This window comes from Lysobacter sp. ISL-50, from assembly GCF_018612875.1.
GTDB lineage: Bacteria > Pseudomonadota > Gammaproteobacteria > Xanthomonadales > Xanthomonadaceae > Lysobacter.
This window is the reverse complement of record NZ_JAGGRI010000037.1, coordinates 43,984-68,772: the sequence shown is the minus strand read 5'-3', so window position 1 is coordinate 68,772 and position 24,789 is coordinate 43,984. Positions and strand designations below refer to the sequence as shown.

Annotated in this window: 19 protein-coding genes; 11 read left to right on the top strand and 8 right to left on the bottom strand. The window is 67.6% G+C overall.

Annotation, left to right across the window (positions count from 1 at the left end):
* Positions 1-222: 222 nt before the first annotated feature.
* From J7J50_RS19620 to J7J50_RS19610, 3 genes are all read left to right on the top strand, one after another.
* A complete protein-coding gene (locus tag J7J50_RS19620) occupies positions 223-633 on the top strand; it encodes a hypothetical protein (RefSeq protein ID WP_251044496.1) in 411 nt (136 codons plus the stop codon).
* A 99-nt stretch (positions 634-732) separates the two neighbouring features.
* Positions 733-2,226: a PhoPQ-activated protein PqaA family protein gene (locus J7J50_RS19615; RefSeq protein WP_215055549.1), complete on the top strand. Its 1,494-nt coding sequence runs from the start codon at positions 733-735 to the stop codon at positions 2,224-2,226.
* 82 nt (positions 2,227-2,308) lie between these two features.
* On the top strand, positions 2,309-2,890 hold the full coding sequence (locus J7J50_RS19610) for a hypothetical protein (RefSeq protein ID WP_215055548.1): 582 nt from the start codon (positions 2,309-2,311) through the stop codon (positions 2,888-2,890).
* 347 nt (positions 2,891-3,237) lie between these two features.
* Here J7J50_RS19610 and J7J50_RS19605 read toward each other — a convergent pair whose 3' ends face one another.
* On the bottom strand, positions 3,238-4,188 hold the full coding sequence (locus J7J50_RS19605; protein ID WP_215055547.1) for a glycoside hydrolase family 19 protein: 951 nt from the start codon (positions 4,186-4,188) through the stop codon (positions 3,238-3,240).
* A 514-nt stretch (positions 4,189-4,702) separates the two neighbouring features.
* Between J7J50_RS19605 and J7J50_RS19600 the strand changes: the two genes are divergently transcribed.
* Together J7J50_RS19600 and J7J50_RS19595 are read left to right on the top strand one after the other, a co-directional pair.
* Positions 4,703-5,359 carry a hypothetical protein gene (locus J7J50_RS19600; protein WP_215055546.1) on the top strand — a complete coding sequence of 219 codons (657 nt, stop codon included), beginning with the start codon at positions 4,703-4,705 and terminating at the stop codon, positions 5,357-5,359.
* A 149-nt stretch (positions 5,360-5,508) separates the two neighbouring features.
* Positions 5,509-5,862: a RidA family protein gene (locus J7J50_RS19595; RefSeq protein ID WP_215055545.1), complete on the top strand. Its 354-nt coding sequence runs from the start codon at positions 5,509-5,511 to the stop codon at positions 5,860-5,862.
* A 44-nt stretch (positions 5,863-5,906) separates the two neighbouring features.
* On the opposite strand, the gene J7J50_RS19590 is transcribed toward J7J50_RS19595, so the two are convergent.
* The gene (locus J7J50_RS19590) at positions 5,907-6,107 is read right to left on the bottom strand and encodes a hypothetical protein (protein WP_215055544.1); all 201 of its coding nucleotides are present in this window, start codon (positions 6,105-6,107) and stop codon (positions 5,907-5,909) included.
* 210 nt (positions 6,108-6,317) lie between these two features.
* Here J7J50_RS19590 and J7J50_RS19585 point away from each other — a divergent pair, with 210 nt between their 5' ends.
* Complete coding sequence (locus tag J7J50_RS19585) at positions 6,318-8,396, top strand: S8 family serine peptidase (RefSeq protein WP_215055543.1); 2,079 nt, start codon at positions 6,318-6,320, stop codon at positions 8,394-8,396.
* Between the two features lie 305 nt (positions 8,397-8,701).
* On the opposite strand, the gene J7J50_RS19580 is transcribed toward J7J50_RS19585, so the two are convergent.
* The 4 genes from J7J50_RS19580 to J7J50_RS19565 all read right to left on the bottom strand — a co-directional run bounded on the left by J7J50_RS19580 (position 8,702) and on the right by J7J50_RS19565 (position 13,562).
* Entirely contained in the window at positions 8,702-9,502 is an 801-nt protein-coding gene (locus J7J50_RS19580; protein WP_215055542.1) for a type 1 glutamine amidotransferase, read from the bottom strand.
* A 24-nt stretch (positions 9,503-9,526) separates the two neighbouring features.
* Positions 9,527-10,666, bottom strand: coding sequence for a carboxylate-amine ligase (locus tag J7J50_RS19575; protein WP_215055541.1), 1,140 nt, complete (start codon positions 10,664-10,666; stop codon positions 9,527-9,529).
* A 214-nt stretch (positions 10,667-10,880) separates the two neighbouring features.
* On the bottom strand, positions 10,881-11,687 hold the full coding sequence (locus J7J50_RS19570; protein WP_215055540.1) for a hypothetical protein: 807 nt from the start codon (positions 11,685-11,687) through the stop codon (positions 10,881-10,883).
* An 804-nt stretch (positions 11,688-12,491) separates the two neighbouring features.
* Entirely contained in the window at positions 12,492-13,562 is a 1,071-nt protein-coding gene (locus tag J7J50_RS19565; protein ID WP_215055539.1) for an oxidoreductase, read from the bottom strand.
* A gap of 155 nt (positions 13,563-13,717) precedes the next feature.
* Between J7J50_RS19565 and J7J50_RS19560 the strand changes: the two genes are divergently transcribed.
* On the top strand, positions 13,718-14,998 hold the full coding sequence (locus J7J50_RS19560) for an MFS transporter (protein ID WP_215055537.1): 1,281 nt from the start codon (positions 13,718-13,720) through the stop codon (positions 14,996-14,998).
* A 46-nt stretch (positions 14,999-15,044) separates the two neighbouring features.
* Here J7J50_RS19560 and J7J50_RS19555 read toward each other — a convergent pair whose 3' ends face one another.
* Positions 15,045-15,560, bottom strand: coding sequence for a YgjP-like metallopeptidase domain-containing protein (locus J7J50_RS19555; RefSeq protein WP_215055535.1), 516 nt, complete (start codon positions 15,558-15,560; stop codon positions 15,045-15,047).
* A gap of 210 nt (positions 15,561-15,770) precedes the next feature.
* Here J7J50_RS19555 and J7J50_RS19550 point away from each other — a divergent pair, with 210 nt between their 5' ends.
* From J7J50_RS19550 to J7J50_RS19535, 4 genes are all read left to right on the top strand, one after another.
* Entirely contained in the window at positions 15,771-16,439 is a 669-nt protein-coding gene (locus tag J7J50_RS19550; protein ID WP_215055533.1) for a hypothetical protein, read from the top strand.
* Positions 16,436-16,699, top strand: coding sequence for a hypothetical protein (locus J7J50_RS19545; protein WP_215055530.1), 264 nt, complete (start codon positions 16,436-16,438; stop codon positions 16,697-16,699). The genes J7J50_RS19550 and J7J50_RS19545 overlap by 4 nt, the downstream gene beginning before the upstream one ends.
* Positions 16,700-16,954: 255 nt before the next feature.
* Complete coding sequence (locus J7J50_RS19540) at positions 16,955-17,506, top strand: hypothetical protein (protein WP_215055526.1); 552 nt, start codon at positions 16,955-16,957, stop codon at positions 17,504-17,506.
* A gap of 82 nt (positions 17,507-17,588) precedes the next feature.
* Complete coding sequence (locus tag J7J50_RS19535; protein WP_215055523.1) at positions 17,589-23,210, top strand: CHAT domain-containing protein; 5,622 nt, start codon at positions 17,589-17,591, stop codon at positions 23,208-23,210.
* On the opposite strand, the gene J7J50_RS19530 is transcribed toward J7J50_RS19535, so the two are convergent.
* A complete protein-coding gene (locus J7J50_RS19530) occupies positions 23,179-24,684 on the bottom strand; it encodes a phospholipase D-like domain-containing protein (protein ID WP_215055521.1) in 1,506 nt (501 codons plus the stop codon). The two genes, J7J50_RS19535 and J7J50_RS19530, sit on opposite strands and share 32 nt — an antisense overlap.
* Positions 24,685-24,789 lie beyond the last annotated feature (105 nt).

Sequence of the window (24,789 nt, the reverse complement as noted above, 5' to 3'; positions counted from 1 at the left end):
GACTTTCATGACTCGGGCCGGCCGGCCGCGGCGGCGGGACTCGCTTCGACCTGTGCCGCCCAGGCCACTTCCGCGATTCGCGGATCGGGTTTAGTGTTGCTTTTGGCACGCGCAGTACGTGCCCGCGGCGGCCATGCTGCCCGCACGTCGGCCCGTGGCGGCCGGCTTGACTCACATCCAGGGACCGGTCGGCGCATGTTTCAATGTTTTTCGCACCCTTGCTTGTTGCTGGCCGGCATGGCCAGCGCCTGCGCGGCGGTGCTGCATCTGGGCGTGATCGTCGGCGGGCCGTCGTGGTACCGGTTCTTCGGCGCCGGCGAACGCATGGCGCGCATGGCCGAGGCCGGGCGCGCGTATCCGGCGGTGGTGACGGTCGGCATTTCCGCGGTGTTGATGCTGTGGGCGGGCTACGCCTTGTCCGGCGCTGGCGCGATCGGCCGCTTGCCCTTGCTCAAGCCCGCGCTGTGCCTGATCACCGCGGTGTATCTGCTGCACGGACTGGCGGTGGTGCCGATGGCGGTGGCCTCGGTGCCGCAGCCGGCGACGCCGTTCTGGTACTGGAGTTCGGGCATCTGCCTGGCGATCGGCATCGCCCATCTGACCGGTCTGATCGGCGCCTGGTCGGCCCTGTAGAGGCCGCGCGCGGGGCGGCGGAATCCGGCAGTCAGGCACAGGCGTGCTGACACTTTCCGTTTAGGCTGGGCGCCCTGAAAACGCATCGAGGACGCGGCCGTGATCAAGCAGCGTATCCAACAGGCCGTGTTCGCGGCCGGTTTGACCTTGGCGACCGCGCTCGCCGGAATCGGTCCGGTCGCGGTCGCGGCGCCCGCGGCGCAGGCGGCGTCGCCCGGTCATCCGCATCCGGACTACAGCCAGGCCTGGCCCGATTACCGCAAGCGCCAAGCGCGCGTGCCGCTGCGCTACGAAAGCCTCGGCCGCACCGTGCTCGACGGTGCGCAGAAGCGCAGCTACCGGCTGTACTCGCAGCGCTGGCCGGAAAGCGGCGGCGCGGTCCCGGACGAATGGACCCATCAGGTCGATATCTACATTCCCGACGTAGCGCGGCCCAAGTCGGCGCTGCTGGTGATCAACAACGGCAGCAACCGCGCCAACGGCAGCGACCCGGTGCGGCCGCCGGGCGATTTCGACGAATCCCTGGCGCTGGAAGTGGCCAAGACCACGCACACCATCGTGGTCAGCCTGTCGGATGTTCCCAACCAATACCTGACCCTGCCCGGCGAAGCGCCGAAGAAAGAGGACGTGCTGGTCGCCGCCACCTGGCGCCGCTTCATGGACGAACCGTCCGCGAGCAACGCCACGCTGCCCCTGCATGTGCCGATGGCCGAAAGCGCGGTCAAGGCGATGGATCTGGCCGAGCGCGAGCTGAGCGCGTGGCGGGTGCGTTCGTTCGTCGTCACCGGCGCGTCCAAGCGCGCCTGGACCGCGTGGCTGACCGCGATCGGCGATCCGCGCGTGCAGGGCCTGGTGTCGTACGTGATCGACATGCGCATCCAGAAACTGATCGAACACATCCACAAGACCTACGGCGGCGGTTGGCCGATCGCCTTGCTGCCTTATCACGCCGAGGGCGTGACCACGCGCTACGGGCAAACCGAATTCGCCGAGTTGATGCAGATCGAAGACCCCTACGCCTATCTGAGCACGCGCCATCGCCATCGCCTGCGGATTCCGAAGTACCTGGTCAACGCCAGCGGCGACGATTTCTTCCCCGCCGACGCGCAGCGTCTGTACCTGGACGATCTGCCCGGCGCGACCAGCCTGCGCGCGGCGCCCAATTCCGATCACGGCGGCATTCGCCGGCATATCCGCGAAACGCTGATCCCGGCGCTGCAACGCTGGAACCGCCATCAGGCGCTGGCTTCGGTGGAGTCGCGGCTGAGCGAGCGCGACGGCCGCCTGAGCCTGCGTGCGCGCGCTTCCGAGCGGCCGGTCGCGGCCAAGCTGTGGGTCGCCGACAACGCGTCGGGGCGCGATTTCCGTTTCGCCTGCGGCGTGCGTTATCGCGAACAGGCGGTGGCGTTGAATCGCAATGCGGTGGAGATCGCGCTGGAGAAGCCGGCCAGCGGTTGGTCGGCGGCGTTCGTGGAGTTCTCCTTCGCCGACGGCTTCATCGCGACCTCGCCGGTGTACGTGTACCCCGAGCACGATTACCCGCAACAGCCGCCGCCGAACGGCACTGGTGCGTGTTTGATGGTTCCGCAGTAACTCGCGACGATTCGCGCGCGGCGGCGGCGCTGCGCGCGTCGTCGCGAAGGAGTAGGCTGGCCGCCTCGACGGAGAAAGCGGCATGAACAAGATGATCGCGTGGCCGGCGATATGCGCGCTGGCGCTGTCCATCGGCGCTTGCGGCGGTAGCGACGACAACGCCGCGCCGGCCGCGGGTGCCGCGGGCGATTCCACGAGCGCCAAGCCGGCAGCCGCGTCCTTGTTCGATTTCGCCGCCTGGGTCGCCGCCAACGCCGATTGCAAGGGCGAATATTTTTCCGACGTGCAGGAACCGGACTTCGCCCATACCTTGCGCGACGCCGGCGTTTTGGTGAGCGCGGAAAGCTCGATCGGCGAAGTCGGCCCCGGCGGCGGCACGCTGACGCCGGGCCGGCCGATCCGCTTGCACGGCTTGCCGGTGCGGCGCGTGGACTACGACTTCGGCAGCGGTTCGACCTTCGCCGTGGTGGTCGACGCCAACCCCGAGCAGGCGCGCGCGGCGATCGACGCCAAGCCGCTGGCTGACATTTATCGCGAGTACTACAGCCTGGGCGTGGCGACCGCGCCGCCTAGCGAAGACGTGCCGATGCCGGATATCCAGTTCGTGCGCGCAGGTGAGCAGAAGGGTACGCAGGAAATTGGTTGCGCGGCGTTCGATATGTGATTGGTGGGGCGCGGGGGAGTTGTCGCGCGCTGATGCCGATGAACGCAGACGGGTTGACTAGACTGTGTTCAACCTTCCCGGGCTCGTCATTCCCGCGAACGCGGGAATCCAGTGACTTCAAACGTTCTCGCGCGAAAGTCCCTGGATTCCCGCGTTCGCGGGAATGACGTTCTGGGGGATGGCGCTGAAGTTTCTGGATGTTCGGCTTGGCTGAAGTAAGGCGGGGCTGCGTTGACTTCACTGTGTTCGAAGTCTCCAGGCTCGTCATCCCCGCATTCGCGGGAATGACGTTCTTGGAGATTCTCGACACGCCCGGCCGCGACTTCGCGGCCGGGCGCGCAAGCGCATCAACAGGTCTGGTTATTGCCCGGCGCGACGTTGAGGATCGCGGCGAAGTTGCGGTAGTAGGCACCGCGGTTGAGCATCTGCTGGTGGCCGATGCCGGTGGCGTTGCATTCGATGCCGCCGTTGATCGCGCGGATGGTTTCGCCGAACGCGCGCAGGTTCACCATCGCCTGGTGCGGAGTGTTGCTGGCGCCGCCGCGCTGGGTCATCCAGTACCACAGCGCGGTCTGCCAGGAGATCGCCGAATTGGTCGCGACCAGATCCGGATCGTTGAGCAGGTTCAACCCGAGCGCGCTGCCGGCGGAGGCGTAGTTGTAGTTCCAGCTCAACTGGATCGGGCCGCGGCCGTAGTACTGCTTGCCGCCGCAGGTGCCGGCCGGCTGGCAGTAGTGATCCCAGTTGGCCTGGTTCAATTCGCGGATGTACTGCAGCGCGCCGGTTTCCTGGTTGACGTTGGCCAGGAACGCCGCGGCTTCCTGGCGCGCGATGGTGTCGCCGCCTTCTTTCGCGAAGTTGGGATACGAGCGGATTGCCGCGACCAGCCCTGCGTAGGTGTAGAAGGGATTGCGGTTCGGGAACATCTGGTTGAACTGCGCTTCGGTCACCACGAAACCGCCGGCCGGCGGCGTGCCGTCGCAGGTGGTCGGCTGCCAGTACCAGGTGCTGATGGTCGGATCGGTGCCGTCGCTGCCGTTGGTGCCGACGTTGACCAGCTTGTAGTACTGGCCGTTGGGCGGATAACGCACGATCGTGCCGAGCGTGTAGTTCACCCCGCGCGTCCAGTCCACGAAGTTGCAGGCCGCGGCGGGTGCGACGACGGCGGTCGCGCGCGAGGTGTCGGATGCGTTCGCCGCCGCGGCTTGCGGAGCGGCGAAGGCGGCGGGGGCGCAGAGCAGGCCGAACAGGCCGGCGGCCCAGGCGCCAATGCGGCGCGAGTGGTGGGGTGCGTTCATTTCGTATCCTCAGGCAATGGGCTCTCGGTCCCCCCGGGGTACGCATGCCGCACAACCGCGACGAATGCGTGGACTTGCGATTGGCGGCGATCTGATCGTTATGGAATACGCTGCAGCGCGCCCGCGATGGAGCGCGGCCGCCGCATGCGTCGCGTTGCCGCGGCCGGTGCGATATCCGGACGCTGCCGCGTGTAGCGGCGTGGCGACGCTGGTGGGCGACCCGCGGGCGACTGTAACGATGCGGTAAAGATGAATCCGGGCAGCGGTCGCGAAAAAGGCCTCGGCCGCGCGATGCCTGCGCAATCCGGTGCGCGCGTACCGTACCGGGGCGACCGCGGTCGCATTTGCGTTGCGATGCGGCAACCGTTTTCACTCGCGGCGCGGTATAAACCGCAAGACGCAACACGGCGGACGCGGCCCACGCGGCCGCCGTCAACCGGCCCAGGGCGCCGCGCCCGGGGCCGCGCAGCAGCGAGGTGCAGCGATGAAGCGCAATGCGAACACGGCAATCGCGATGGCCACGGGACTGACGCTGAGCCTGCTCCTGGGCGCCTGCGGCGGCCAGGCCGAACGTCAGGCCGCGGCCAAGCCGCAGCCGCCCGCCGGCCAGCCGCTGGACCCGGCCAAGACCGCCGAACGCCTGGTCAAGATGCGCAGCCAGGCGCTCGGCGGCGATCAGCAGGGCCTGCAGCAGAACCTGAAGGCGCTCAACGAGGACGTCAATCGTTCGATCCGCCTGGCCGATCCGGGGCGCCGAATCGATCGCGAGAACGCGCGCATCGCCGCCAAGGGTGTCAAGGGCGTGCGTTCGGTGGTGTGGCTCGACAGCGAGAATCTGTTCGTGATCGTCAATCGCAACGCCGAGCGCAGCTACGGCACTATCGATTCGATCTGCGGTGAGCTCGAACCGCTGGGCGATACGCTCGGCGTGGTGGTCAATGTGCAAAGCGGCGCCGCGCGCAACGGCGACGAACTCGAAATCCTCAGCCGCAACTGCCAGCTCAAGCCCGGCGAGCGCGCGATGATGCAGGCCAATCGCCAGGTCGATGCCTTGCCGCCGCAAGTGCGCGCCCAGCACCGCGCCAACGCCGACGCGGCCCTGCGCGCCGAACGCGCGGAAGATCGCCAGGAAAGCGATCGCATCATCCAGACCGGGACGCCGGAGATGTAGGCGGCCGCGGCGGATGCGGGTCGAGGCGTGGTCCGCATCCGCGCTCGCATGGCTTCGAATCCGGGGCGCGCGCGGCCATCGCGCGCCGACAGGTGTGCGCGGGCGCGCGATGACCGACAATGCTCGCCCCACATCCATGAGGTGAACCCATGATCCAGCGATTCGACGTCGGCGCGCGCCTGTCCGAAATGGCAGTCTATAACGGCGTGGCTTATCTGGCCGGGCAAGTGCCCGACAGCGAGGACCTCGACATCGCCGGCCAGACCCGCGAAACCCTGGCCTCGATCGACGCGCTGCTCGCGCGCGCCGGCACCGACAAGAGCCGCATTTTGATGGCGCAGATTTTCCTGACCGACATGGCCGATTTCGCCGGCATGAACGCGGTATGGGACAGTTGGGTCGCCGCCGGCCACACGCCGCCGCGCGCGACCGTGCAGGCGCCGCTGGCGAATCCGAAGTTCAAGGTGGAAATCGTGGTGACGGCGGCGGTGGTCAGCGAGTAAGCGCCGCGCCACCGATGCGGCGCGAAGGTTTCGCGCCGCATCTTTCATGAATATTTTTCGCATCTTCGACCGCGCCATCCGATCCACGTCCGGATCGCATCGCCGCCGGTTTCGCCGGCAACCGCGGCGACATTCGCGATCGGCATCCGCCGCGAAAGCGCATTCGCGCCGATCCGCGGGAACGCATCGAGCCCCGCATCGATCGACGCAATCGTCCGATCTTTCGCCCGCGCCGATTCATGCACCTCTTCGAAGTTCTGTGATCGCCCTCAACGATCATTTGGAAGCGCCGTTCGTATTCGCGTGGACGCGGTCGCCCGCGCGGGCGCAGTGTCGGCGGGCGTCTTCGCGACGCGAGCAGCACGGACGTTGCCGTCCGGTGTTTTCCAAGATCGCACCCACCGAGCCGCCGCCCGTGCGGGCGGCGTTTGTCGAACCTTTCTGGAGAGAACCGCATGAACCGTCGCCGCATCCCGCTCACGGCCCTGGCCGTGGCGCTCGCCGTTACGCCGTTGCTGTCGCTCGCGCAGGCCGCGCCCACCGCGCCCGCGAGCGGTTTCGAACTCGATCTGGGCGGATTGCGTTTCGATCCGCTCAAAAGCAAACCCGTGCAGGCCACCAGCGCCTGGGGCCGCGCCCGCGCCGACGGCGAGGATTGGCGCCTGGTGCAATTCAAGGGCCCGGTGCAACAGGCGTGGCTGGACGAATTGCGCCGCGCCGGCCTGGAGCCGGTGCAATACCTGCATCCGTACACCTACATCGCCTGGGGCAAGCGCGATGCGCTCAACCGTCTGGCCGGACAGTCCGAAGTACGTTGGAGCGGCGACTTCCTGCCGGCGTATCGCGTGCAGCCGGAACTGCGCAAGGCCGCGACCGGACCGGTGCAGGTCAGCGTGATCAGTCATCGCGGCAGCGCTGAAGTCGGCGCCAGCCTGAGCAAGATCGGCGTGGCCGACGTCGGCGCCGGAAACAAGATCCTCGATCGCAGCCTGCAGACGCAGACCGTGCGGATTCCCGCCGACCAGATCGCCGCGCTGGCGCAGACGCCGGGCGTGTACAGCGTGCAGACCGTGCCCACCGACGGCGGCCTGCGCGGCGAGATGAGCAGCCAGATCAACGCCGGCAATGTCAACGCGAGCAATCTGGCCGTGCCCGGTTATCTGAGCTATCTCAGCGGCCTGGGCGTGAACGGCACCGGCGCGATCATCGCCAACGTCGATGGCGGCATCTATCACACCCATCCCGATCTCGTCGCGCGCATGACCACCTGCACCGGCACCACCTGCGGCGGTTCAGCCAGCAGCGCGCACGGCACCCACACCGCCGCGATCATGGCTGGCGACGGCGCGTCCAACGCGCGCGCCACCGCGTCCACCGGCAGCTTCCTGCGCGGACTGGGCGTCGCGCCGGGCGCCAAGCTGGTCGAGCAAGTGTATTCGCCGACTTACACTCAGGCCGGCGGCATGTTGGCGCTGATGACGCAGTCGGTGCGCAATCGCGCGACCATTTCCGGCAACAGTTGGGGCCCGTCGGGTACGCCGCGCGGTTACGACGGCGACACTCGCCAGGTCGATGTCGGCGTGCGCGACGCGGACCCGAACGCGCCCGGCGATCAGCCGCTGAACTACGTGCTGTCGTTCATGAACGGCAACGGCGGCACGCAGAGCCAGGGCTCGCCGGACGAAGCCAAGAACACCTTCACCATCGGTTCGACCAAGGGCCAGACCTCGGCGACCGTGCAGATCGCCGCGATCAACGATCTGTCCAGCAACACCGCGCACGGCCCGGCGCGCGATGGCCGCCGCATTCCGGGCATGGTCGCGCCGGGCTGCTCGATCGATTCGGCCAACAGCGCGAGCGGCCACGGCCTGATGTGCGGCACCAGCATGGCCTCGCCGCAAGTGGCCGGCGCCAGCGCCTTGTTCACGCAGTACTACCGCGCCCGCGCCGGCGTCGATCCGAGCCCGGCGTTGACCCGCGCCGCGTTCACGGCGGTCGCGCAGAACCTGGTCGGAAAACTCGATGCGGACGGTGTGGTCTTGACCACCGCGCCCGACGCCAAGCAGGGCTGGGGACGGATGCTGATCGAGCCGGTGCTGCGTCCGGCGCAGACGGTGCAGTACATCGACCAGAGCCACGTGTTCAACAGTTCCGGCGAAAGCTGGACGCGCACGTTCACCGCCGCCGATCCGGGCAAGCCGGTGCGGATCATGCTGGTGTGGACCGACGCCCCGGGCCATGGCCTGGGCGGCACCACGCCGGCCTGGAACAACAACCTGGATCTGCGCGTGACCGCGGGCGGCAGCACCTACCTGGGCAACGTGTTCGCCGCCAGCGGCTGGTCGGCGACCGGCGGCGCGGCGGATGCGCGCAACAACAACGAAGGCGTGTTCCTGCAGTCGGCGCAGCATGGCGGCAGCGTCAGCATCGTGGTGCGCGCGACCGATATCAACTCGAATGGGTTGCCGAACTCCGGCGACGATACCGATCAGGATTTTGCGTTGGTTTGCTACAACTGTGCGGCGAGTTTGTAAACGGCATTGACGATAGCAACACGGTCTAAGCCCCTCTCCCGCTTGTGGGAGAGGGGTTGGGGGTGAGGGCACGAGTAGCGGTGAGGCTCAATGCAAGATCATTCGCGCCTCCGGCGCTCAGCCCTCACCCCAGCCCTCTCCCGCAAGCGGGAGAGGGAGCACCAGCAACACGGTCTAAGCCCCTCTCCCGCTTGCCACCCAAGGTGACTTCCTTCGGGGCGCGGGAGAGGGAGTTCAACAGCTTCGCCGGGAAAAGAAGTCATCACTTCGTTGCGTCAGGTCTTGATGTCGCTGCCGTCCACCCCTCACGCCGCCAGCGCCTGCTCCCGCCGCCGAGCCGCCTCCATGAACGCCATCAGCACCGGCCGCCCCGGCAACAGTTCCGGAAAACGATGATCGTGAAATTCCGGATGCCACTGCACGCCGACCACGAAGCTGTCGCCGTGGCCGCGGATGCATTCGGGAATGCCGTCCTCCGACCAGGCCTCGACTTCCAACCCCGCGCCCAGATCCTTGACGCCCTGGTGATGGATCGAGTTGACCCGCGGATCGGCCACCTGCGGATACAGCGACGACAGCCAGCCGTTCTCGCGCATGCGCAGCGAATGCGCGTGTTCGTCGTATTGCGCCGGAATATAGTGCTGCGCGCGCGTCGCGCCGCCGCCGACCAGATCCTGATACAGGCTGCCGCCATGGGCGACATTGATCAGCTGCATGCCGCGGCAGATGCCGAGCACGGGCTTGCCCGCATCGACGAAGGCGCGCAGCAGATTGAGTTCGAAACGGTCGCGCTCCGGATCGGTGGTCATCAGCAGTTCGCTGGGACGCTCGCCATAGGCGACCGGGTCGATGTCGGCGCCGCCTTGCAGGATCAACCCGTCCAGCGAACGCGCGTAATCGCGCACGGACAGATCGGTGGCCTGGACCGCGCCCTGAGCATCGACGGTGGGAATCATCACCACGATCGCGCCGCTGGCCATCACCCAATGCGCCATCGACTGCTCCAGATATTGCAGGGTCTTGTTGCGGAAGCCGTATTCGGGCGGCAGGTTGCGCATCAGGCGCGGCGACAGGCCGATCAGCAGTTTGCGGGCGGGCGAGGGCATGACGGATATCCGGAAGGGCGGGTGTCAGACGGTGGGGTCGATGGCGATGGTGGTTTCCAGCAGCCAGTCCACCACGGCCTTGAGCGCGTTGGCGCGGCTGGCGCCGCTTTCGCGATGCTGGCGATACAGCGCCAGCTGAGTGTGCGCGCTGGTGCCGCGCGCGACGATGTCGTCCAGGCTCGCCAGCGCCTGCGTGCAATCCAGTTGCCGCGCATCTTCCGCGCACAGCTCGCGCAGGCGCCGCAACTGCGCCAGCGCCGGCTCGGTGTTGCCGTGTTCGTCGATGAAATCCGCCTGCAGGCCGAAGCGTTTCGCGCGCCAGCGGTTCTCGTCGATGATGCGGCGGGTGGCGGCGTTGCACGGCGGCGCCTGCGCCGGGCGCTGCGACAGATGCCGCATCAGGCAGCGGTACAGGGCCGCGATCGCCAGACTGTCGTCCAGGCGCGTGCAGGCGTCGGCGATGCGCAGCTCGACGGTGGGAAAATTCGGCGACGGACGGATCGCCCACCACAGCGAGCCGGCGTCGGCGATCGCGCCGGCGCGCTGCAGCACCGCGGCGAAGGCGTCGTAATCGGCTTCGTCCTCAAAGAAATCCGGAATGCCGGTGCGCGGCCATTCGTCGTACATGGCCTGGCGGTAGCTCATCAGGCCGGTATTGCCGCGGTCCCAGAACGGCGAAGACGTGGACAGCGCCAGCAGTAGCGGCAGCCACGGCATCGCCCGGTTCATCACCTGCACCCGATCGACGCCATCGGGCAATTGCACATGCACGTGCAGGCCGCAGACCTGGCTGCGGCGGGCGACGATCTGGAAGTCCTCGACCAGACGCCGGTAACGCGGCTTGTCGGTCTGTGCTTGCTCGCGCCATTGCCCGAGCGGATGCGTGCCGGCGGCCAGCAAGGCCAGCCCGTGCTCGTGCGCCAGTTCCGACAGGCCGCGGCGCAGCTCGCCGAGTTGGCGCCGGGCCTGAGCGATGTCGCATTGCACCGGCGAGGCGATTTCGATCTGCGCCTGCTGCAGCTCGCTTTCGATCGCATCGCCGAGTTGGGCGCGGGCGCGCTTGAGCAGGCGGGCCGGGACTTGCGCGGCGAGCAGGCGGCTGTGCGGGCGGACGAGGAAGAATTCCTCCTCGATGCCGAAGCTGTAATCGCACAGCGCGCTCATGGCCGCCGGCCTGGGAACTGCGAACGGTGTGGGTTCGTCATGCGCCCAAGGTAGCGTTCCGGATGTAAGCGCGAGTTGAAGGGCGCGTGGGCCGGGCGTGCGGGGCGATGAATCTTGCCGCAACGGCAAAAAAAACGCACCGCATCGTCGCGACGATGCGGTGCGCCGGGTTGCGCGGATCGTCACGACCCGCGCGTTGCCGCAGTGGCGCGGATCAGTCGATGGTGACCGCCGAAACCGGACGGGTCGAGTTGACGGTGATGGTCGAGGGGCTGGCGCTGGCTTCCACGCGCACCGCGATCAAGCCCAGGCCGCCGACCGAGACGCTGCCGCCGAGGCCCAACTGCGCGGCCTGATGGGTCACCGTCACGTGGTTGGTGCCGGCGCCGCTCGCCGCGGCCTGGTTGAGCACCAGCGCGCCGCCGACCGGCACTTCCACCGGCAGGCCGAGCACGACCAGACGCAGGCGGCCGCCGACCGGCACGGTGAAGTTGCGCGGAATCGGCGTGGGCAGGGTGATGACGTTGCCGCCGGCGATGCGCACGTCGGCGACGGTCGATGTGGCCTGGCATTGCAGGCGGCTATCGCCCGACAGCGAATCGCACGACAGGCTGCCGCGCAGGCCCTGCGCGGTGACCAGGTTCTGCACCAGGCTTACGCCGGCGACTTCCGAGAAACCGTCGAGCGCGGTCGCGCCGGTCAGGTTGTTGTAGTCGGCGCGCTGGTGCACGGTGTCGAGCTTCACCACGTTGACCAGGCCGAGCAGGCTCAGATCGATGCCGAGCGCGCTCTTGTCGTCGTTGCCGGCGGCGGTGACTTGCGCTTGTCCGGCGCAGGGCAGCGGCAGGGTGGTGTTGATGCCGAGCACGGTGACGGTCACGCTGCCGCTGACAGCGCAGGCCTTGACCGCGGCCGAAGCCACTTCCGAGCTTTGCGCGGCGGCGTTGTTGGCGGCGAAAGCCAGGCCCAGGGCGCAGACGATGGCGCTCAGGCGGGCGGAGCGGAGAGTGCGGTGATTCATGGTGTTTACCTGCTCAGTTGAGTAATTAAGTCGCGGATGGAATCCGTCGAGGTGATGGCTGGCTCAAGTCGTTGTCGCTCGATGCCGGCATCGCGCAGCCGCCGACCACGGCGAGGGAAGCCGTGATCGGGCCGATTGCTTGAATGCCGCGGATAAACCCCTGGGTACGCGAAGCGGCCGTGGCCGTTTCGCCAACTGCAGTCAGGACGCAAGCCTCGCGATGGCGGGCTTGGACACAAAGTGTGGTGACACGTGATTCGTTCGGATTGTGAGCCGCATCCGTTGCGCCGGGGCGTCGGTGCTCAGGGGTGACCGACGCCTCGTGGTTGGTGCGGGCACAGAGTAGAAAACCGCCGGCGCGCGAAACCTTGATGCCTCGCGCATTAGTCGCCGGGCTTAAGTCCGTTTTGCCGATCTGCGATGGATTCGTCGCTGTGCATGTGCGCGCGGATCGGTTGAAACTCTATCCGCGCTTGCAATTCGATCGCGAAAGCGCGCGCGTGTGTGCGCGGGATCGATTCGCGGGCGTGATGCGCGGCGAGGTTTGGCGATCGCATCGCCGCGCATCTGAACATTTTTTGTTTTCGCTGTTTCCGCAGCGGAAGTTTAATTTCGCGCGGGTGCAAAAATACCGTGGCGCATGGTGGCGCATGGTGGCGAGGTGCACCTGCTTATGTGGGAGGGGCTTCAGCCCCGATGCTTTTCGATCCGCAGTGGGAAGACTCTCAGCATCGGATCGAAAAGCATCGGGGCTGAAGCCCCTCCCACATAAGCCCCTCCTACAAAAGACCTCGCTGTCGCTGATCAGCTTTGCGCGAACGCCTCGCGTTCCTGCGCGCTCAACCCCGGCGTCACCGCCCGCCCTTGCGCCGCCGATTCGACCGCCGCTTCCAGCACCGCCATCAACGCCACCGCCTGCGCGGGCGTGACCGGATTCGGACCCTGGCCGCGCAAGGCGTCGCGCACGGCCATGTAATAACGACGCTGATCGCCCGGCGGCGTCGGCACGCGGCTGACCGCGCCATGTTCGTCGTGCCACAGTTGCGCGTCGTCGTCCTCGCCCCAGCCGGCCGCGCCGGGCACGATTCCGGCCAGCAACTGCGCTTCCTGCCGATCGGCGCGCGGCTTGATCAGGCTGCCGCGGCTGCCGTGCACGATGAAGCGCGGGCTGCCGCCGGCGACCAGCATGCTGGCGTGAAGCACGACCCGGCGCTGGCCGTATTCGAACACCACGTGCGCCCAGTCGGCGACCGCGGCGCCGTCGCGCTGCACCGCCAGGCTGGCGATCACGCGCTCGGGCAGGCCGAACAACTGCAAGGCCTGATCGGCCAGATGCGGGCCCAGGTCCCACCACACGCCGGTGCCGGGGCCGGCCTGTTCGCGCCAGCGCTCGCGCACCTGCGGGCGAAAGCGGTCGATATGCGATTCCAGATGCACGACTTCGCCGAGGCGGCCGTCGTCGATGGCCTGCTTCACCGCGAGGTAGTCGCTGTCCCAGCGCCGGTTCTGGAACACCGACAGCAGCCGGCCGTGCTGCGAGGCCAAGGCCGCCAATTCGCGCGCTTCGGCCAGATCCAGAGTGAACGGCTTATCGACCACCACGTGCTTGCCGGCGGCGAGCGCGGCGCGGGCGAGCGGGGCATGGCTGTGGTTGGGCGTGGCGATCACCACCAGCTCCGCGCGTGCGTCGGTGACCGCGGCGATCGGGTCGTCGATCACGATCGCCCGCGGGTGATCGGCCCGCACCTTGGCGGCGTCGCGCGAGCCGACCAGGCTCAGCGCCAGTCCCGGCGTGGCCGCGATCAGCGGCGCGTGGAAGGTCTTGCCGGCGAAGCCGTAGCCAACCAGTGCGACGCGGATGGAGGCATCGTTCATCGTGCGGACTCGTTGGGGGGAAGTCGCACCTTGCCGGATCGCGCCGGCCGCGGCCAGAGGGCGCGGCACGGCCGGTATGCGCAATGTGCGCAAAAGCTTTGCGCGGCCGGGCCCGGATGGAGTATCAATTCACCGTCCCCTGTCCGGAAACCTCGATGACACCTGCCGCCGCGGCACCCGCCAACTCTCCCGCCCGCGTGTTGTTCGCGAGTTTGATCGGCACCACCATCGAGTTCTTCGATTTCTACATCTACGCCACCGCCGCGGTGCTGGTGTTTCCGAAACTGTTTTTCCCCGCGGCCGATCCCACCACCGCGACCTTGCAATCGCTGGCGACCTTCGCCCTGGCGTTCTTCGCCCGGCCGGTGGGCGCGGCGGTGTTCGGCCACTTCGGCGATCGCATCGGACGCAAGGCGACCTTGGTCGCGGCGCTGTTGACGATGGGCCTGTCCACGGTCGCGATCGGCCTGCTGCCCACGTACGCCAGCATCGGCATCCTCGCGCCGGCCTTGCTCGCGCTGTGCCGTTTCGGGCAGGGTCTGGGCCTGGGCGGCGAGTGGGGCGGCGCGGTGCTGCTGGCGACCGAGAACGCGCCGCCGGGTAAGCGCGCGTGGTACGGCATGTTTCCGCAGTTGGGCGCGCCGATCGGGTTTTTCCTGTCGACCGGCATCTTCCTGTTGCTGACCGACACCATGGGCGATGAAGCATTCTTCGCCTGGGGCTGGCGCATTCCGTTCCTGGCCAGCGCGGCGCTGGTGTTCGTGGGCTTATGGGTGCGCCTGCGCATCGCCGAAACACCGGCGTTCCAGAAGGCCATCGACCGGCACGAGCGGGTCAGGCTGCCGATGATCAAGGTGTTGACGCAACATCCGGGCGCGTTGATCGCGGGCACCTTCGCCGCCTTGGCGACCTTCGTGCTGTTCTATCTGATGACGGTGTTCGCGCTGAGCTGGGGCACGTCCAAGCTGGGTTATTCGCGCGAGCAGTTCCTGTTGCTGCAACTGGGCAGCGTGTTGTTCTTCGCCGCGACCATTCCGCTGGCGGCCTTATTCGCCGATCGCCGAGGCCGGCGTCTGGCGATGATCCTGTCCACGCTGGCGGTGATGGCGTTCGGGGTCTTGTTCGAGACGCTGTTTTCGAGCGGCAACGCCTGGGGCACCTTGCTGTTCCTCGGCCTGGGACTGGCGATCATGGGCCTGACCTACGGCCCGCTGGGCACGATCCTGTCGGAGATGTTTCCCACCTCGGTGCGCTACACCGGCGCTTCGCTGGCGTTCAATCTGGCCGGCATTCTGGGCGCCTCGCTGGCGCCGTCGATCGCGACCTGGCTGGCCAGCACGTACGGATTGGCTTATGTCGGCTATTACCTGAGCGCGGCCGGCGCGCTGACCTTGATCGCCTTGCTGATGGTGCGCGAGGGCGAGCAGACGGTCTGACGGCGAGTGCGCGCAGGTGTGGAGAACGCCTGCGCCGCCGCTACAGTCACGTTGCGTCCTTGCCGGATCTGGCCTGGATGTCCAACTGGGTCAGGTACAGGCGCAGATCGAATTCGAGCTGGTGGTAGTCGGCGCTCATGTGGGCGCACAGCTGGTAGAAGCTCTTGTCGTGCTCGCGATGCTTGAGGTGCGCGAGTTCATGCACCGCGATCATTTCCAGGAACTCGGCCGGCGCGTCGCGGAACAAGGTCGCGATGCGGATCTCGCGCGCGGCCTTGAGCCGGCCGCCGTGCACGCGTGAAATCGCGGTGTGCGTGCCCAGCGCGTGTTTCACCACGTGCAGCTTGTTGTCGTAGATCACCTTGTTGAGCGGATCGGCCTTGCGCATGTAGCGCTCTTTGATGTCGACCACGTATTCGAACAAGGCCTTGTCGTCGCGCACCTCATGGCCGGCGCTGTAACGGTCGCGCAGCATCTGCTGCAGGCGCCCGCTGTCGATCAGCGCGCGCACCTGGCTCAGTACGCGTTCGCCGTAACCTTGCAGGTAGCGCAGTTCGTCCATGCGCGCACGATACGGCAAACCCGTCCGGGGGCGCGAGATCGGGGTTGATGGCGGTCTCGATCCACGATTGAGGTCAGAAACTCCTGTAGAGAAGAAACTGTCCAGCCCAGGCAGAGGAACCTCAGTCATAAACGACGCCCGCTCGACTTGAGCCCGGCCACCCGCCGCCATACTCTTGCCCGGATACCTTTACCCGGCAGGCTTTGCGACATGCATTATCTGGACCAGGACGTTCGATGCCTCACGCAAAGCCAGTTCAGCGTCGGCATAGGCAGCGCGAATTTTCTCGCGGCCATGGCCGCGGCCGCAACCGAGTACGCAAGTGAACTGGCCGAGTACCCGCGCACGCAGCACGAAGCCTTGGCGAATCACTACATGAGCCTTCGCGGCATGGCCGCGCTCGATCTTTACCTGCTGCGCGATCTGTTGTCCGAACACGGCCCGCGCGGAGCGATATTCGGCGCATGGTTCGCGGCCTTGTCGCCGCATGCCTCGTATCGCCAGCCCTTGCTGGACGCGCTCGATCCGCGACACCGTCAGCATGCGCTTCATCTGGCGCTGCAGGCGATCGACGAATTGGACAGCGCGACGCCGACCGAATCGTCGATCGCGCTGGCGCGGATACGTTCTTCGCTGGAAGCGCTGCCCCGGCCCGAATTTCAACTGAGGCTCGCCCCGTCGCCGGAACACAGGTTGCAACTGGAAGAGGAACGCCAACGCGTCGCCGAGATCTATCGCCGCGACGGCGCTGAAGCCGCGCGCGACGGCTTGGACGGAACGATGCTCGCTTATTTCCAGATGGAACATCGTCAATGGCGCCGGCTGGGCTGCCCCAGCGTCGAGCGCTACATGGCCGGCGTCGAGGCGCCGCCGGCGTGACGGCGGCGCGCGATTATTCGCGACTGCGCTCGTTGCTCGCGCGGTTTCTCGACGGCGACAATAGCCGGGTCCTCCTTCACGAGCTTGAGGGCGAGCTTGCGGATTTGTTCTACGATGAAGACGACACCCCCGGCGAACGCTTGCTTCACTCGATGGCGCTGTATCGGCCCGGCGGCGGTCCTTACCTGCTTGGCGATGAAGAAATGAGCGGCGACGTTCGCCGCTTTCTCGTTTGGCTGGATCGCAACTTCGCTCCGTAGTCTGGCGGCCTGCCGGACGGACCGCGCCGGCCGCAAACCCGCCGGTCTCGCCGCGCGGAGCGATCCACCGACCTGGACCATTGCGATTGCGAATCCGCGATCGCGGCTGTGAGACGGGCGCTCGCCTCAGCCGAATCCCCGCTCGCGGGGCGCGGATTTCTTGCTGGTGTCCGTTTTCGCGACGGCTTCGCGTTGCCCAGGTGAAATCGACGCACCTCAGAGCAAGGAACGCAGGATTCTTCAGGGGGATTCCAGATGACCGCGATCGGTCCACCGGGCTTGCACTTCAGCCTGACCCAGGACGAGGCTGACCCGGGTCAGTGGCGGCTGCATGTTTCGCCCGAACCGCAGGCGAAAGGCCATTCGGCCGCACCGTCCCTGCGGGAATGGTGGCAGTTGGGTGGCGGCGCGGCTGAAGAGCTGCCCGCCTATGTCCAGAACCCCGCGGATCTGGCCGCCGATCCGGATCTGGTGCGGGCACTGTCGCGGCATTTGCTGGATTCGCTTCAGCGAAAGTTGTTGCAGGCGCGGCAAGCCGCTGGCGCGCGCGTAATGATCCAGCTCGATGGCGAGCTGGCCGAGACCGCGGTGTTTCGCAAAGCCCTGGCGGCTCCGTCGTTCCGCCCGCTGGCGCCGCCGTTGGGGTCGCCGGGCGCCGACCTGAGCTTGCCGTTGAACCTGTTGCTGATGCTGTGCGCGGATTCGCGCGAGGACCAGCACGACAAGACCAAAGGCGACCTGGGCGCCAGCTGGAGCCACGGCGACGCCCGCGAAGACTCGCGCGAAGACGGCGACGGCGATCGCTGATCCTCGTTGCGCCCGCGTAACCGAAAGCGCGCCGGCCGCGCCGGTGCCGTCATCGATCACTACGGCTATCAGGAAGGACGCCATGTCGAACGATCCAGCAAAGGACGCCGTATCCGCGCAAATTCCCGACCAGCGTTACCGCCATGTCAAGGTCGCCGGTACCGAGACGATCGCGTTCGGTTCGCGCCGAGACCTCGCCGCCGCTTCGGTGAATCTGCCCGCCGGCGAGCAGATCGTCGGTATCGACCTGGGCGAAGGCGTTTCGCTGTTCACCGGTTCGCAGGACCTGCCGGCGCAATTGGACGGCGAGATCGCGTCGCGTTCGACCGGCTCGCCGCTGCGCCTGAAGAGCGAGGCTTCGCTGGAGCGCGGCGGCGGCGATCTGATGGTGCACGCGCTGCGCATCATGGACGTGAACATCGACGATTGGCTGGGGCCGGTCAAGGACATGGCCGCCGACGCGATCGCGCGCGAGGTGGCCAGACGCATCGACCATCGTCCGCTCGAAGGCCGCGACGGCCTGGGATTGTGGCGCACCGATGAACGCACGCCCTACGCCAGCGCCGGCATGAGCGAGCGCAGCCCGGAGCCGGCCCTGGTGATGCTGCACGGCTTCTTCTCGAACGCCCGCGGCTCCTTCGGCGGATTGTGGGAACCGGCCGGCGCGCCGACGCTGGAGGCGCTGCGCCGCCGCTACGGCGAGGCGATGCTGGCGTTCGATCATTGCACCCTGGGCGAAAGTCCGGTACGCAACGCGTTGGACCTGGCGCGTGCGCTTCCGGAAGGACAGGAACTGCATTTGCTGGCGTATTCGCGCGGCGGTCTGGTCGGCGAGCTGCTGTCGCGGATCCAGGCCGAGGTGCCGTTCGGCGATCGCGAGCTGGAGCGCTATGCGCGCGGTTTTCCGGCCGATGCCGACGAACTGCGCGAACTGGTGCGGACCTTGCGCGACAAGGGCGTGCGCGTCACCCGCTACGTGCGCGTGGCCACGCCGGTGCGCGGCACCTGGTTGGCCAGCAACCGGCTCGACCGCTGGCTGAGCATCTTCTGGAACGTGCTGCGTCTGGCCGTGCCGCAGGGCGCTCAGCAAGTCGCCGACTTCGTGTTCGATCTGATCGCCACGGTGATCAAGAAGCGGCTGGACCGCAAACTGCTGCCGGGGATCGAGTCCATGAGCCCGGTCGGCGCGCTCGCGGGGTTGCTCAACGATGCGCCGCCGTCGCTGGATCAGCGGCTGACCATCGTCGGCGGCGACTGCGTCGGCCACGGCGTGCTGCATCGGCTCAAAGTGCTGGTCAGCGACGGCTTCTTCGGCGAGCGCCACGATCTGGTGGTGCCGACCGCGAGCATGTTCGGCGGCGCGCCGCGCAACGAGGGAATTCGCTATTTCTTTCACCAGACCCAGCGGGTCGATCACTTCAAGTATTTCGACAATCCCGAATCGCTGCAGCGCATCAGCACCGGCCTGATCGGCGATGCCGCCGATTACGCCAGATTGCAGGCGCTCGACCGTATCCAGCCGCGGCCGGAGCTGATCGCCAACCGGGTGCCGCCGCGTAACGACGCGCCGATCAACGTGGTGCTGCCCGGCATCATGGGCTCGGCGCTGGAACTGCGCGGCTACGGAAAGCTGTGGGTGGATTTGCGCGATTTCGCCCTCGGCCGCTTCGCCAAGCTGCATCTGAGCCAGAACCAGCAGGAGCAGCCTTATCCGCCGCAGGACAGCGCGCTGGTCTATCCGGGCGGGCCGCTGGATTCGTGGCCGGTGAATTCCTACGGCGATCTGATGGACGAAATCGGCCGCCGCGGCGAAATCGTGCTGCCGTCCGGCTACGACTGGCGCAAGCCGATCTGGATCGCCGCCGACGCGCTGGCCGCGCGCATTCGCCAGCAATGGCCCGAGGGCAGCGCGCGGCCGCTGCGCCTGATCGCGCATTCGATGGGCGGACTGGTGGCGCGGCTGATGTTCGCGCGCCATGCCGATCTCAAGCGGCGTTTCGAAGCCTCGCCGAACAACCGCCTGTTGATGTTGGGCACGCCCAATCGCGGCAGTCTGGCCGTGGTCAAAGCGCTGATGGGCGACAACAAGCTCATCGGCATGATCGACTGCATCTCGCTGCCGCAGGACCGCAAGCAGCTGTTGTCGGTCGCGGCGAGCTTTCCGGGGTTCCTGGAACTGCTGCCGGTACAGGGACTGGACTGGGCCAGCGAGGCGGTATGGACGCGCCTGTTCGAGCAGCGCGCGATCGCGCCCGAGCGGCGGCCGTCGCTGGATGCCGCCGCGCTGGCGTCGGCCGCGCGCGGCCGAAGGATGCTGGAAGCGTCGATGTCGGCGCTGCCGCTGAAGAACACGATCTACATCGCCGGTTTCGTCGCCGAGAGCGCGCGCGACGCGACCATCGTCGAGCTCGACGCGGCCGGCGGCTATGTGCTCGGACCGGGCGACGGCACCGTGCCTTACGCCTCGGGGGTGCTCGACAATGTGCCGACCTATTACGTCAACGCGTCGCATGGCGATCTGCCGGCGTACAAGGCGGCGTTCGCGGGCTATTTCGAACTTCTCGATCGCGGCGAAACCAGCAAGCTTGCCACGCACTACCGCGATTTCCGCGAGAGCCGCCGCGGCGTGCTGCTGGACAGCAGCGATCCGGCGCGGGGTCTGGACGCCTCGCAACTGCCGTACCGGCCCGCGCCGGCGGAAATCTATCGCGCGCTGATGGGCATGAGCCCGATGCCGGCCGAGCGCCTGGAACCGGAAGGCACGCAGCCGATCAAGCTGCGCGCGGTGCACGGCGGCCTGCGCTTCGCCCGTCATCCGATCATCGTCGGTCATTACCTGGGCGACACCATGCGCGGCTCGGAAGCCGAACTGGACCGGCTTTACGCCGGGCAGCTGCGCCGTTCGGCCGACCTGGGCGTGTATCCGGGCGAGATCGACAGCAGCCAGGTGTTCAAGCGCGAACAGAAGACGCCGGACAAGCGTTCGCCTTACGCGGTCGTGGTCGGCCTGGGCCGTCCGGGCGAACTCACCGTGGGCGGGCTGCGCCGCGCGGTGCGGCGCGGCATCCTCAATTGGTACGGCACCGCGGTCATCGAAGCGCTGGGCGACAGCGCGGTGGCCGGCGGCGGCACCGCCTTCAGTCTGGTGTTGCTCGGCAGTTCGCTCAGCGGCATGAACGTGGCCGAATGCACGCGCGCGATCCTGCAAGGCGTGCAGGACGCGCAAGAGCTGCTGATCGAAAGACGCGGTTCGGCCTGCGCGCCGGCGTTGCGGGTGATCGGCGAAATCGAGCTGATCGAAATCTATCAAGACAAAGCCCTGGAACTGGTCAGCGAACTCGAAGCGATCGTGGCCACCTCCGAATTCCGCGAGCGCTTCCAGCTGGCGGAAGCGGAAATGGAGCTGGAATGGCGCGCGGATGCGCGCCGGCGCCTGCGCGACGGCGCCAATGCGGTCGCCTCGATCCGGCGTCTGGAGATCCGCAGTCTCGGCGGCGGACGCATGAGCTATTCCTTGCCGGGCATCCAGGCCGCGGTGCCGATTTTCGGCCGCAGCTTCGACAACGCGGAAATTCGCGCCTACGCTTGCGAGGTCGATGTGCGCCGCAGCACCGATCCCAGCCTGGGCCGGGTGTTGTTCCACCAGTTGTTGCCGCTTGACCTCAAGCGCTTCGCGTTGGAGCAGTACGACTTGTTGCTGGGGCTGGATCAGGGCGCGGCGAGCATTCCCTGGGAATTGGCCGACGCGGGCGCTCGAACGCCGCTGTCGGTGCAGTCGGGCATGATCCGTCAGTTGCATAGCACCTGTTACGTGAGCCGCGAACGCGTGGTGCAGAACACCGCGCTGGTGATCGGCGAGCCGGCGGTGTCGGGACTGCCGCCGCTGCCGGGCGCGCGCCGCGAGGCGGCGGTGGTGGCCGAAGCGCTGCGCACGGCCGGTTTCGAAGTCGTCCATCTCGATCGGCCCAGCGCGCTGGAAGTGCGCGACGAACTCGGGCGCCGGCCGTACCGGATCATTCACTTCGCCGGCCACGGCGTCGTCGATTATGTCTCGCCATTGAGCGAGGAAGGCGGCACGCCCGCGGTCGGCATGGTCATCGGCAGCCTGCTGGCGTCGGAATCGCGGCGCTCGGAACCGTCCAAGACCGGCGCCGGCGCGCCCTCGCGGCCGCTCGCGAACGGCGACGGCGCGGCCCAGCGCGGCGATTCCAGCGAACGCCAGGCCGCCGCGGCCCAGCACCTGATTCTGCTGACGCCGGAGGACGTGCGCGAATGCGTGGCCCAGGTGCCGGAGGTGGTGTTCATCAACTGCTGCCATCTGGGCCGACAGGCCGGCGTCGCCTTGAACGCGCCCTTGCTGGCGAGCAATCTGGCGAACAGTTTCATGGACATCGGCTGCCGCGCCGTGGTCGCGGCCGGTTGGGCCGTCGATGACGCGGCGGCGCAATGCTTCGCGGAAGAGTTCTACGGCGCGCTGGTCGGGCGCGGACTGGACTACATCCGGGCGGTGCGCGAAGCGCGCGAACTCACCTATCGCCTGCATGGCGAGCGCACTTCGACCTGGGGCGCCTATCAGTGCTACGGCGACGCGCACTACGCGGTGGCGCGGCGGGATTCGGCGCTGACTCCGGCCCGCTTCGTCAGCGACAGCGAGTATCAATGCTGGCTCGAAGACCTGCCGGTGGCGGCGATGGGCGCCGCGCCCGAAGCGCTGGCGGCGATGCGCCAAGCCTTGACCGCGCGGGTAAAGGGCGGGCGCTGGCTGGCCGGCGAGGACGTGTGCATGGCGGCGATCGCGGCGCTGGAGAACCTGGGCCTGTATAGCCTGGCGCTGAAACTGGTCAAGGACCGGATCAGGGCGCGCAGGTCGCTGCCGCCCGCGCTGTGGCGCGCGCACGCCCGGCTGACATTGCGCGATCCCGGGCAGAGCATCCAGGAGGGCAATGCGGCGATGGCCAGGCTCAAGGACTACGCGACCTTCGAGAACAGCGCCGGTGTCTGGTTCTTCTACGGCACCTACTGCCGGCGCTGGTTCCTGCGCCGCAAGGGCCAGCCGCAGGCGCAGATAGAGGCTTTGCAGGACGTTGTGTACGGCACCTTCCGCGGCCTGGACAGCGCGTTGGAGAATCTTCGCGAGAAAACCGGCAAGCCGGCGCGCCGGCCCGAGCGCGACCTGTTCAAGGATCTGAGCGCCGAGTGGGCGCAGAAGGTGCTCAGCGCGATCATCATCGCCGACAGCCTGGGCAAGAACCTGCCCGACATGAACGACATCAGCTCCTACCGGCGTCGCAATGTCGCTTACGCCGAGATGGTGGCGATCTGCGAAGAGAAACTGCGCGGGCGCAAGGAAGCCTGCGAGTTCTGGAACGACGTGGACTCGACCGATCTGCGGCTGTTGCTGCTGGCCAGTCCGAAGGGTTCGTCCAGCTCGGATCACGAGCGCGAAGCGCGCGAGATATTCGCCAACTATCAGCGCGCCATGGACATATCGGCGACCGTGTCCGATCGCGATTCGATCATGGTCTACATGCGGTTTTGGTACGAGTTCGCCGAGTTCTGCGCCGGGCATGCCGACGCCGGACACTCGGTGCACTGGGCGCGGCTGATCTTGGCCTTGAAGCAGGCGGGAATGGCCGATCTGGGAGACGCCGCGGGCCCAGTGAGCGGCGCCATCAGAAACTCGACAATCCGCTCGCCTCGCTGAAGCGATACCAGACCTTGCGCCACGCCGATTCGTCGGCGTAGGCGGGGTAGTCGGTGCTGATGTTGCGGCCGCCGCCGTTGCTCCAGCTTTGCTCGAAATACGCCGCGGCCTTGCGCGCGACCGGCGCGTCGGCTTCGGCGACCACGCGCGCGCTGCTTTCCAGGTTGTAGTCGTCGAGGTTGCGGCGGGTGTAGTTGGCCGAGCCGGCGATCAATTCGATCTTGCCGTCGCGGTCGCTGCGCAGCAGCAGTTTGGCGTGGCATTGCTCGCCGTGGGTGTCGCACCAGCGCAGCGGCACGCCGGCCTCGTGCAGTTCGGCGGCGACCTGGCGGTTGGGCACGCCGTTCTTCTTGCGGCCGAAGGCGTCTTCGTTCGGGTCGAGCAACACGCGCACGCCGACGCCGCGTTTGTGCGCGGCGACCATGGCATCGACGAGGCGGCGATGGGAGAAGTAGAACACCGCGATGTCCAGCCGGTCGCCGCCGTGGGCGCCGTCGATCGCGGCGAGCAGGCCGTCGCGGATCTTGCCTTCGGTGAGGATCTGCACGCGCGGCGCCGAGGTGGTATCGACGATGCTTTCGCGCGGCACCGCGGTCGGCAGGCCTTGCGGCCATGCGCCTCCGGACAGCGCGACGACGGCGCGCTCGCTGGCCAGCAGGTCCAGCGCGGCGGTGCCGCTGAAGCGTAGCGCGAGGTTGCCGTGCAGGCTGCTGGCGTCGTGCGGATTGGCCGAGGCGACCAGCGCGGTCCAGTCTTCGCCCTGATCGACGATCAGGGTCTTGCGATGGTTGGCGTTGAGGTTCAGCAGCGCCAGCCAGCTGCGCAGGCCGACTTTGCCCGGGCCGAACGGATTGGGCAGCCAGCCGCCGGCGTCGCTGTTGCCGGCCCAGCTGCAGCACAGATGCCACAGGCCCGACCAGGCCGGGTTCGGCGCGCGCAGGCTGCGCAGATCGGTGATCACCACCTCGACCCCGGCCGCGCGTAGCGCGTCCAGGCGCTTTGATGCCAGGCCGCCGTAGACGGTGTTGATCGGGTCGGTGATCAGCACCGCGTGCAGCCCGGGCTGCGCGCGTTTGCGCGCGATCAACGCGTCGGCCAGTTCCTGGCTGAGCTTGCGGTACCGCGCGCCGCCGCTTTCGCTGCCGAAATCGTTGAACAGGAATTGGTCCGCGACCACGACGCGCTGGGCTTGGCCGATCAGGCGCAGGGTTTCGTCGAACACGTGCTGATCGCTGTGGCGGACCTGTCCGGCGTCGGTCCAGGTGATGTCGGTCAGCAGTTCGACGTTGCCGGCGGTGCGCAACGGGCCGGACTGGCTGACTCCGGCCGGCAGCGGCTTGTAGACCTGGTAGACGCCCATCGCGATCCAGGCCAGCAGCAGCGCGGCGAGCGCGCGCTTGAGCCAGCGGCGGAAGCGGCGCGGCGGCGGGGCGTCGCAGGGAGTGTGGGACGTCGAATCGGCGGAGAAGGGCATTTTCGTTCGGGATGCGGGGTGGCCTATGGTGTGAATGCGGGGTGGCTTATGCAACTACGCCGGTTTGCCTGCGGCCCTCACCCCAACCCCTCTCCCGCAAGCGGG

Bases quoted from the DNA above. Each gene is read 5' to 3' on its own strand.
- J7J50_RS19600 (WP_215055546.1), top strand. From the start codon at position 4,703: ATGGCCACGGGACTGACGCTGAGCCTGCTCCTGGGCGCCTGCGGCGGC.
- J7J50_RS19535 (WP_215055523.1), top strand. From the start codon at position 17,589: ATGTCGAACGATCCAGCAAAGGACGCCGTATCCGCGCAAATTCCCGAC.
- J7J50_RS19585 (WP_215055543.1), top strand. From the start codon at position 6,318: ATGAACCGTCGCCGCATCCCGCTCACGGCCCTGGCCGTGGCGCTCGCC.
- J7J50_RS19555 (WP_215055535.1), bottom strand. From the start codon at position 15,560: ATGGACGAACTGCGCTACCTGCAAGGTTACGGCGAACGCGTACTGAGC.
- J7J50_RS19605 (WP_215055547.1), bottom strand. From the start codon at position 4,188: ATGAACGCACCCCACCACTCGCGCCGCATTGGCGCCTGGGCCGCCGGC.
- J7J50_RS19580 (WP_215055542.1), bottom strand. From the start codon at position 9,502: ATGCCCTCGCCCGCCCGCAAACTGCTGATCGGCCTGTCGCCGCGCCTG.
- J7J50_RS19530 (WP_215055521.1), bottom strand. From the start codon at position 24,684: ATGCCCTTCTCCGCCGATTCGACGTCCCACACTCCCTGCGACGCCCCG.
- J7J50_RS19595 (WP_215055545.1), top strand. From the start codon at position 5,509: ATGATCCAGCGATTCGACGTCGGCGCGCGCCTGTCCGAAATGGCAGTC.
- J7J50_RS19550 (WP_215055533.1), top strand. From the start codon at position 15,771: ATGCATTATCTGGACCAGGACGTTCGATGCCTCACGCAAAGCCAGTTC.
- J7J50_RS19560 (WP_215055537.1), top strand. From the start codon at position 13,718: ATGACACCTGCCGCCGCGGCACCCGCCAACTCTCCCGCCCGCGTGTTG.
- J7J50_RS19540 (WP_215055526.1), top strand. From the start codon at position 16,955: ATGACCGCGATCGGTCCACCGGGCTTGCACTTCAGCCTGACCCAGGAC.
- J7J50_RS19610 (WP_215055548.1), top strand. From the start codon at position 2,309: ATGAACAAGATGATCGCGTGGCCGGCGATATGCGCGCTGGCGCTGTCC.
- J7J50_RS19570 (WP_215055540.1), bottom strand. From the start codon at position 11,687: ATGAATCACCGCACTCTCCGCTCCGCCCGCCTGAGCGCCATCGTCTGC.
- J7J50_RS19565 (WP_215055539.1), bottom strand. From the start codon at position 13,562: ATGAACGATGCCTCCATCCGCGTCGCACTGGTTGGCTACGGCTTCGCC.
- J7J50_RS19575 (WP_215055541.1), bottom strand. From the start codon at position 10,666: ATGAGCGCGCTGTGCGATTACAGCTTCGGCATCGAGGAGGAATTCTTC.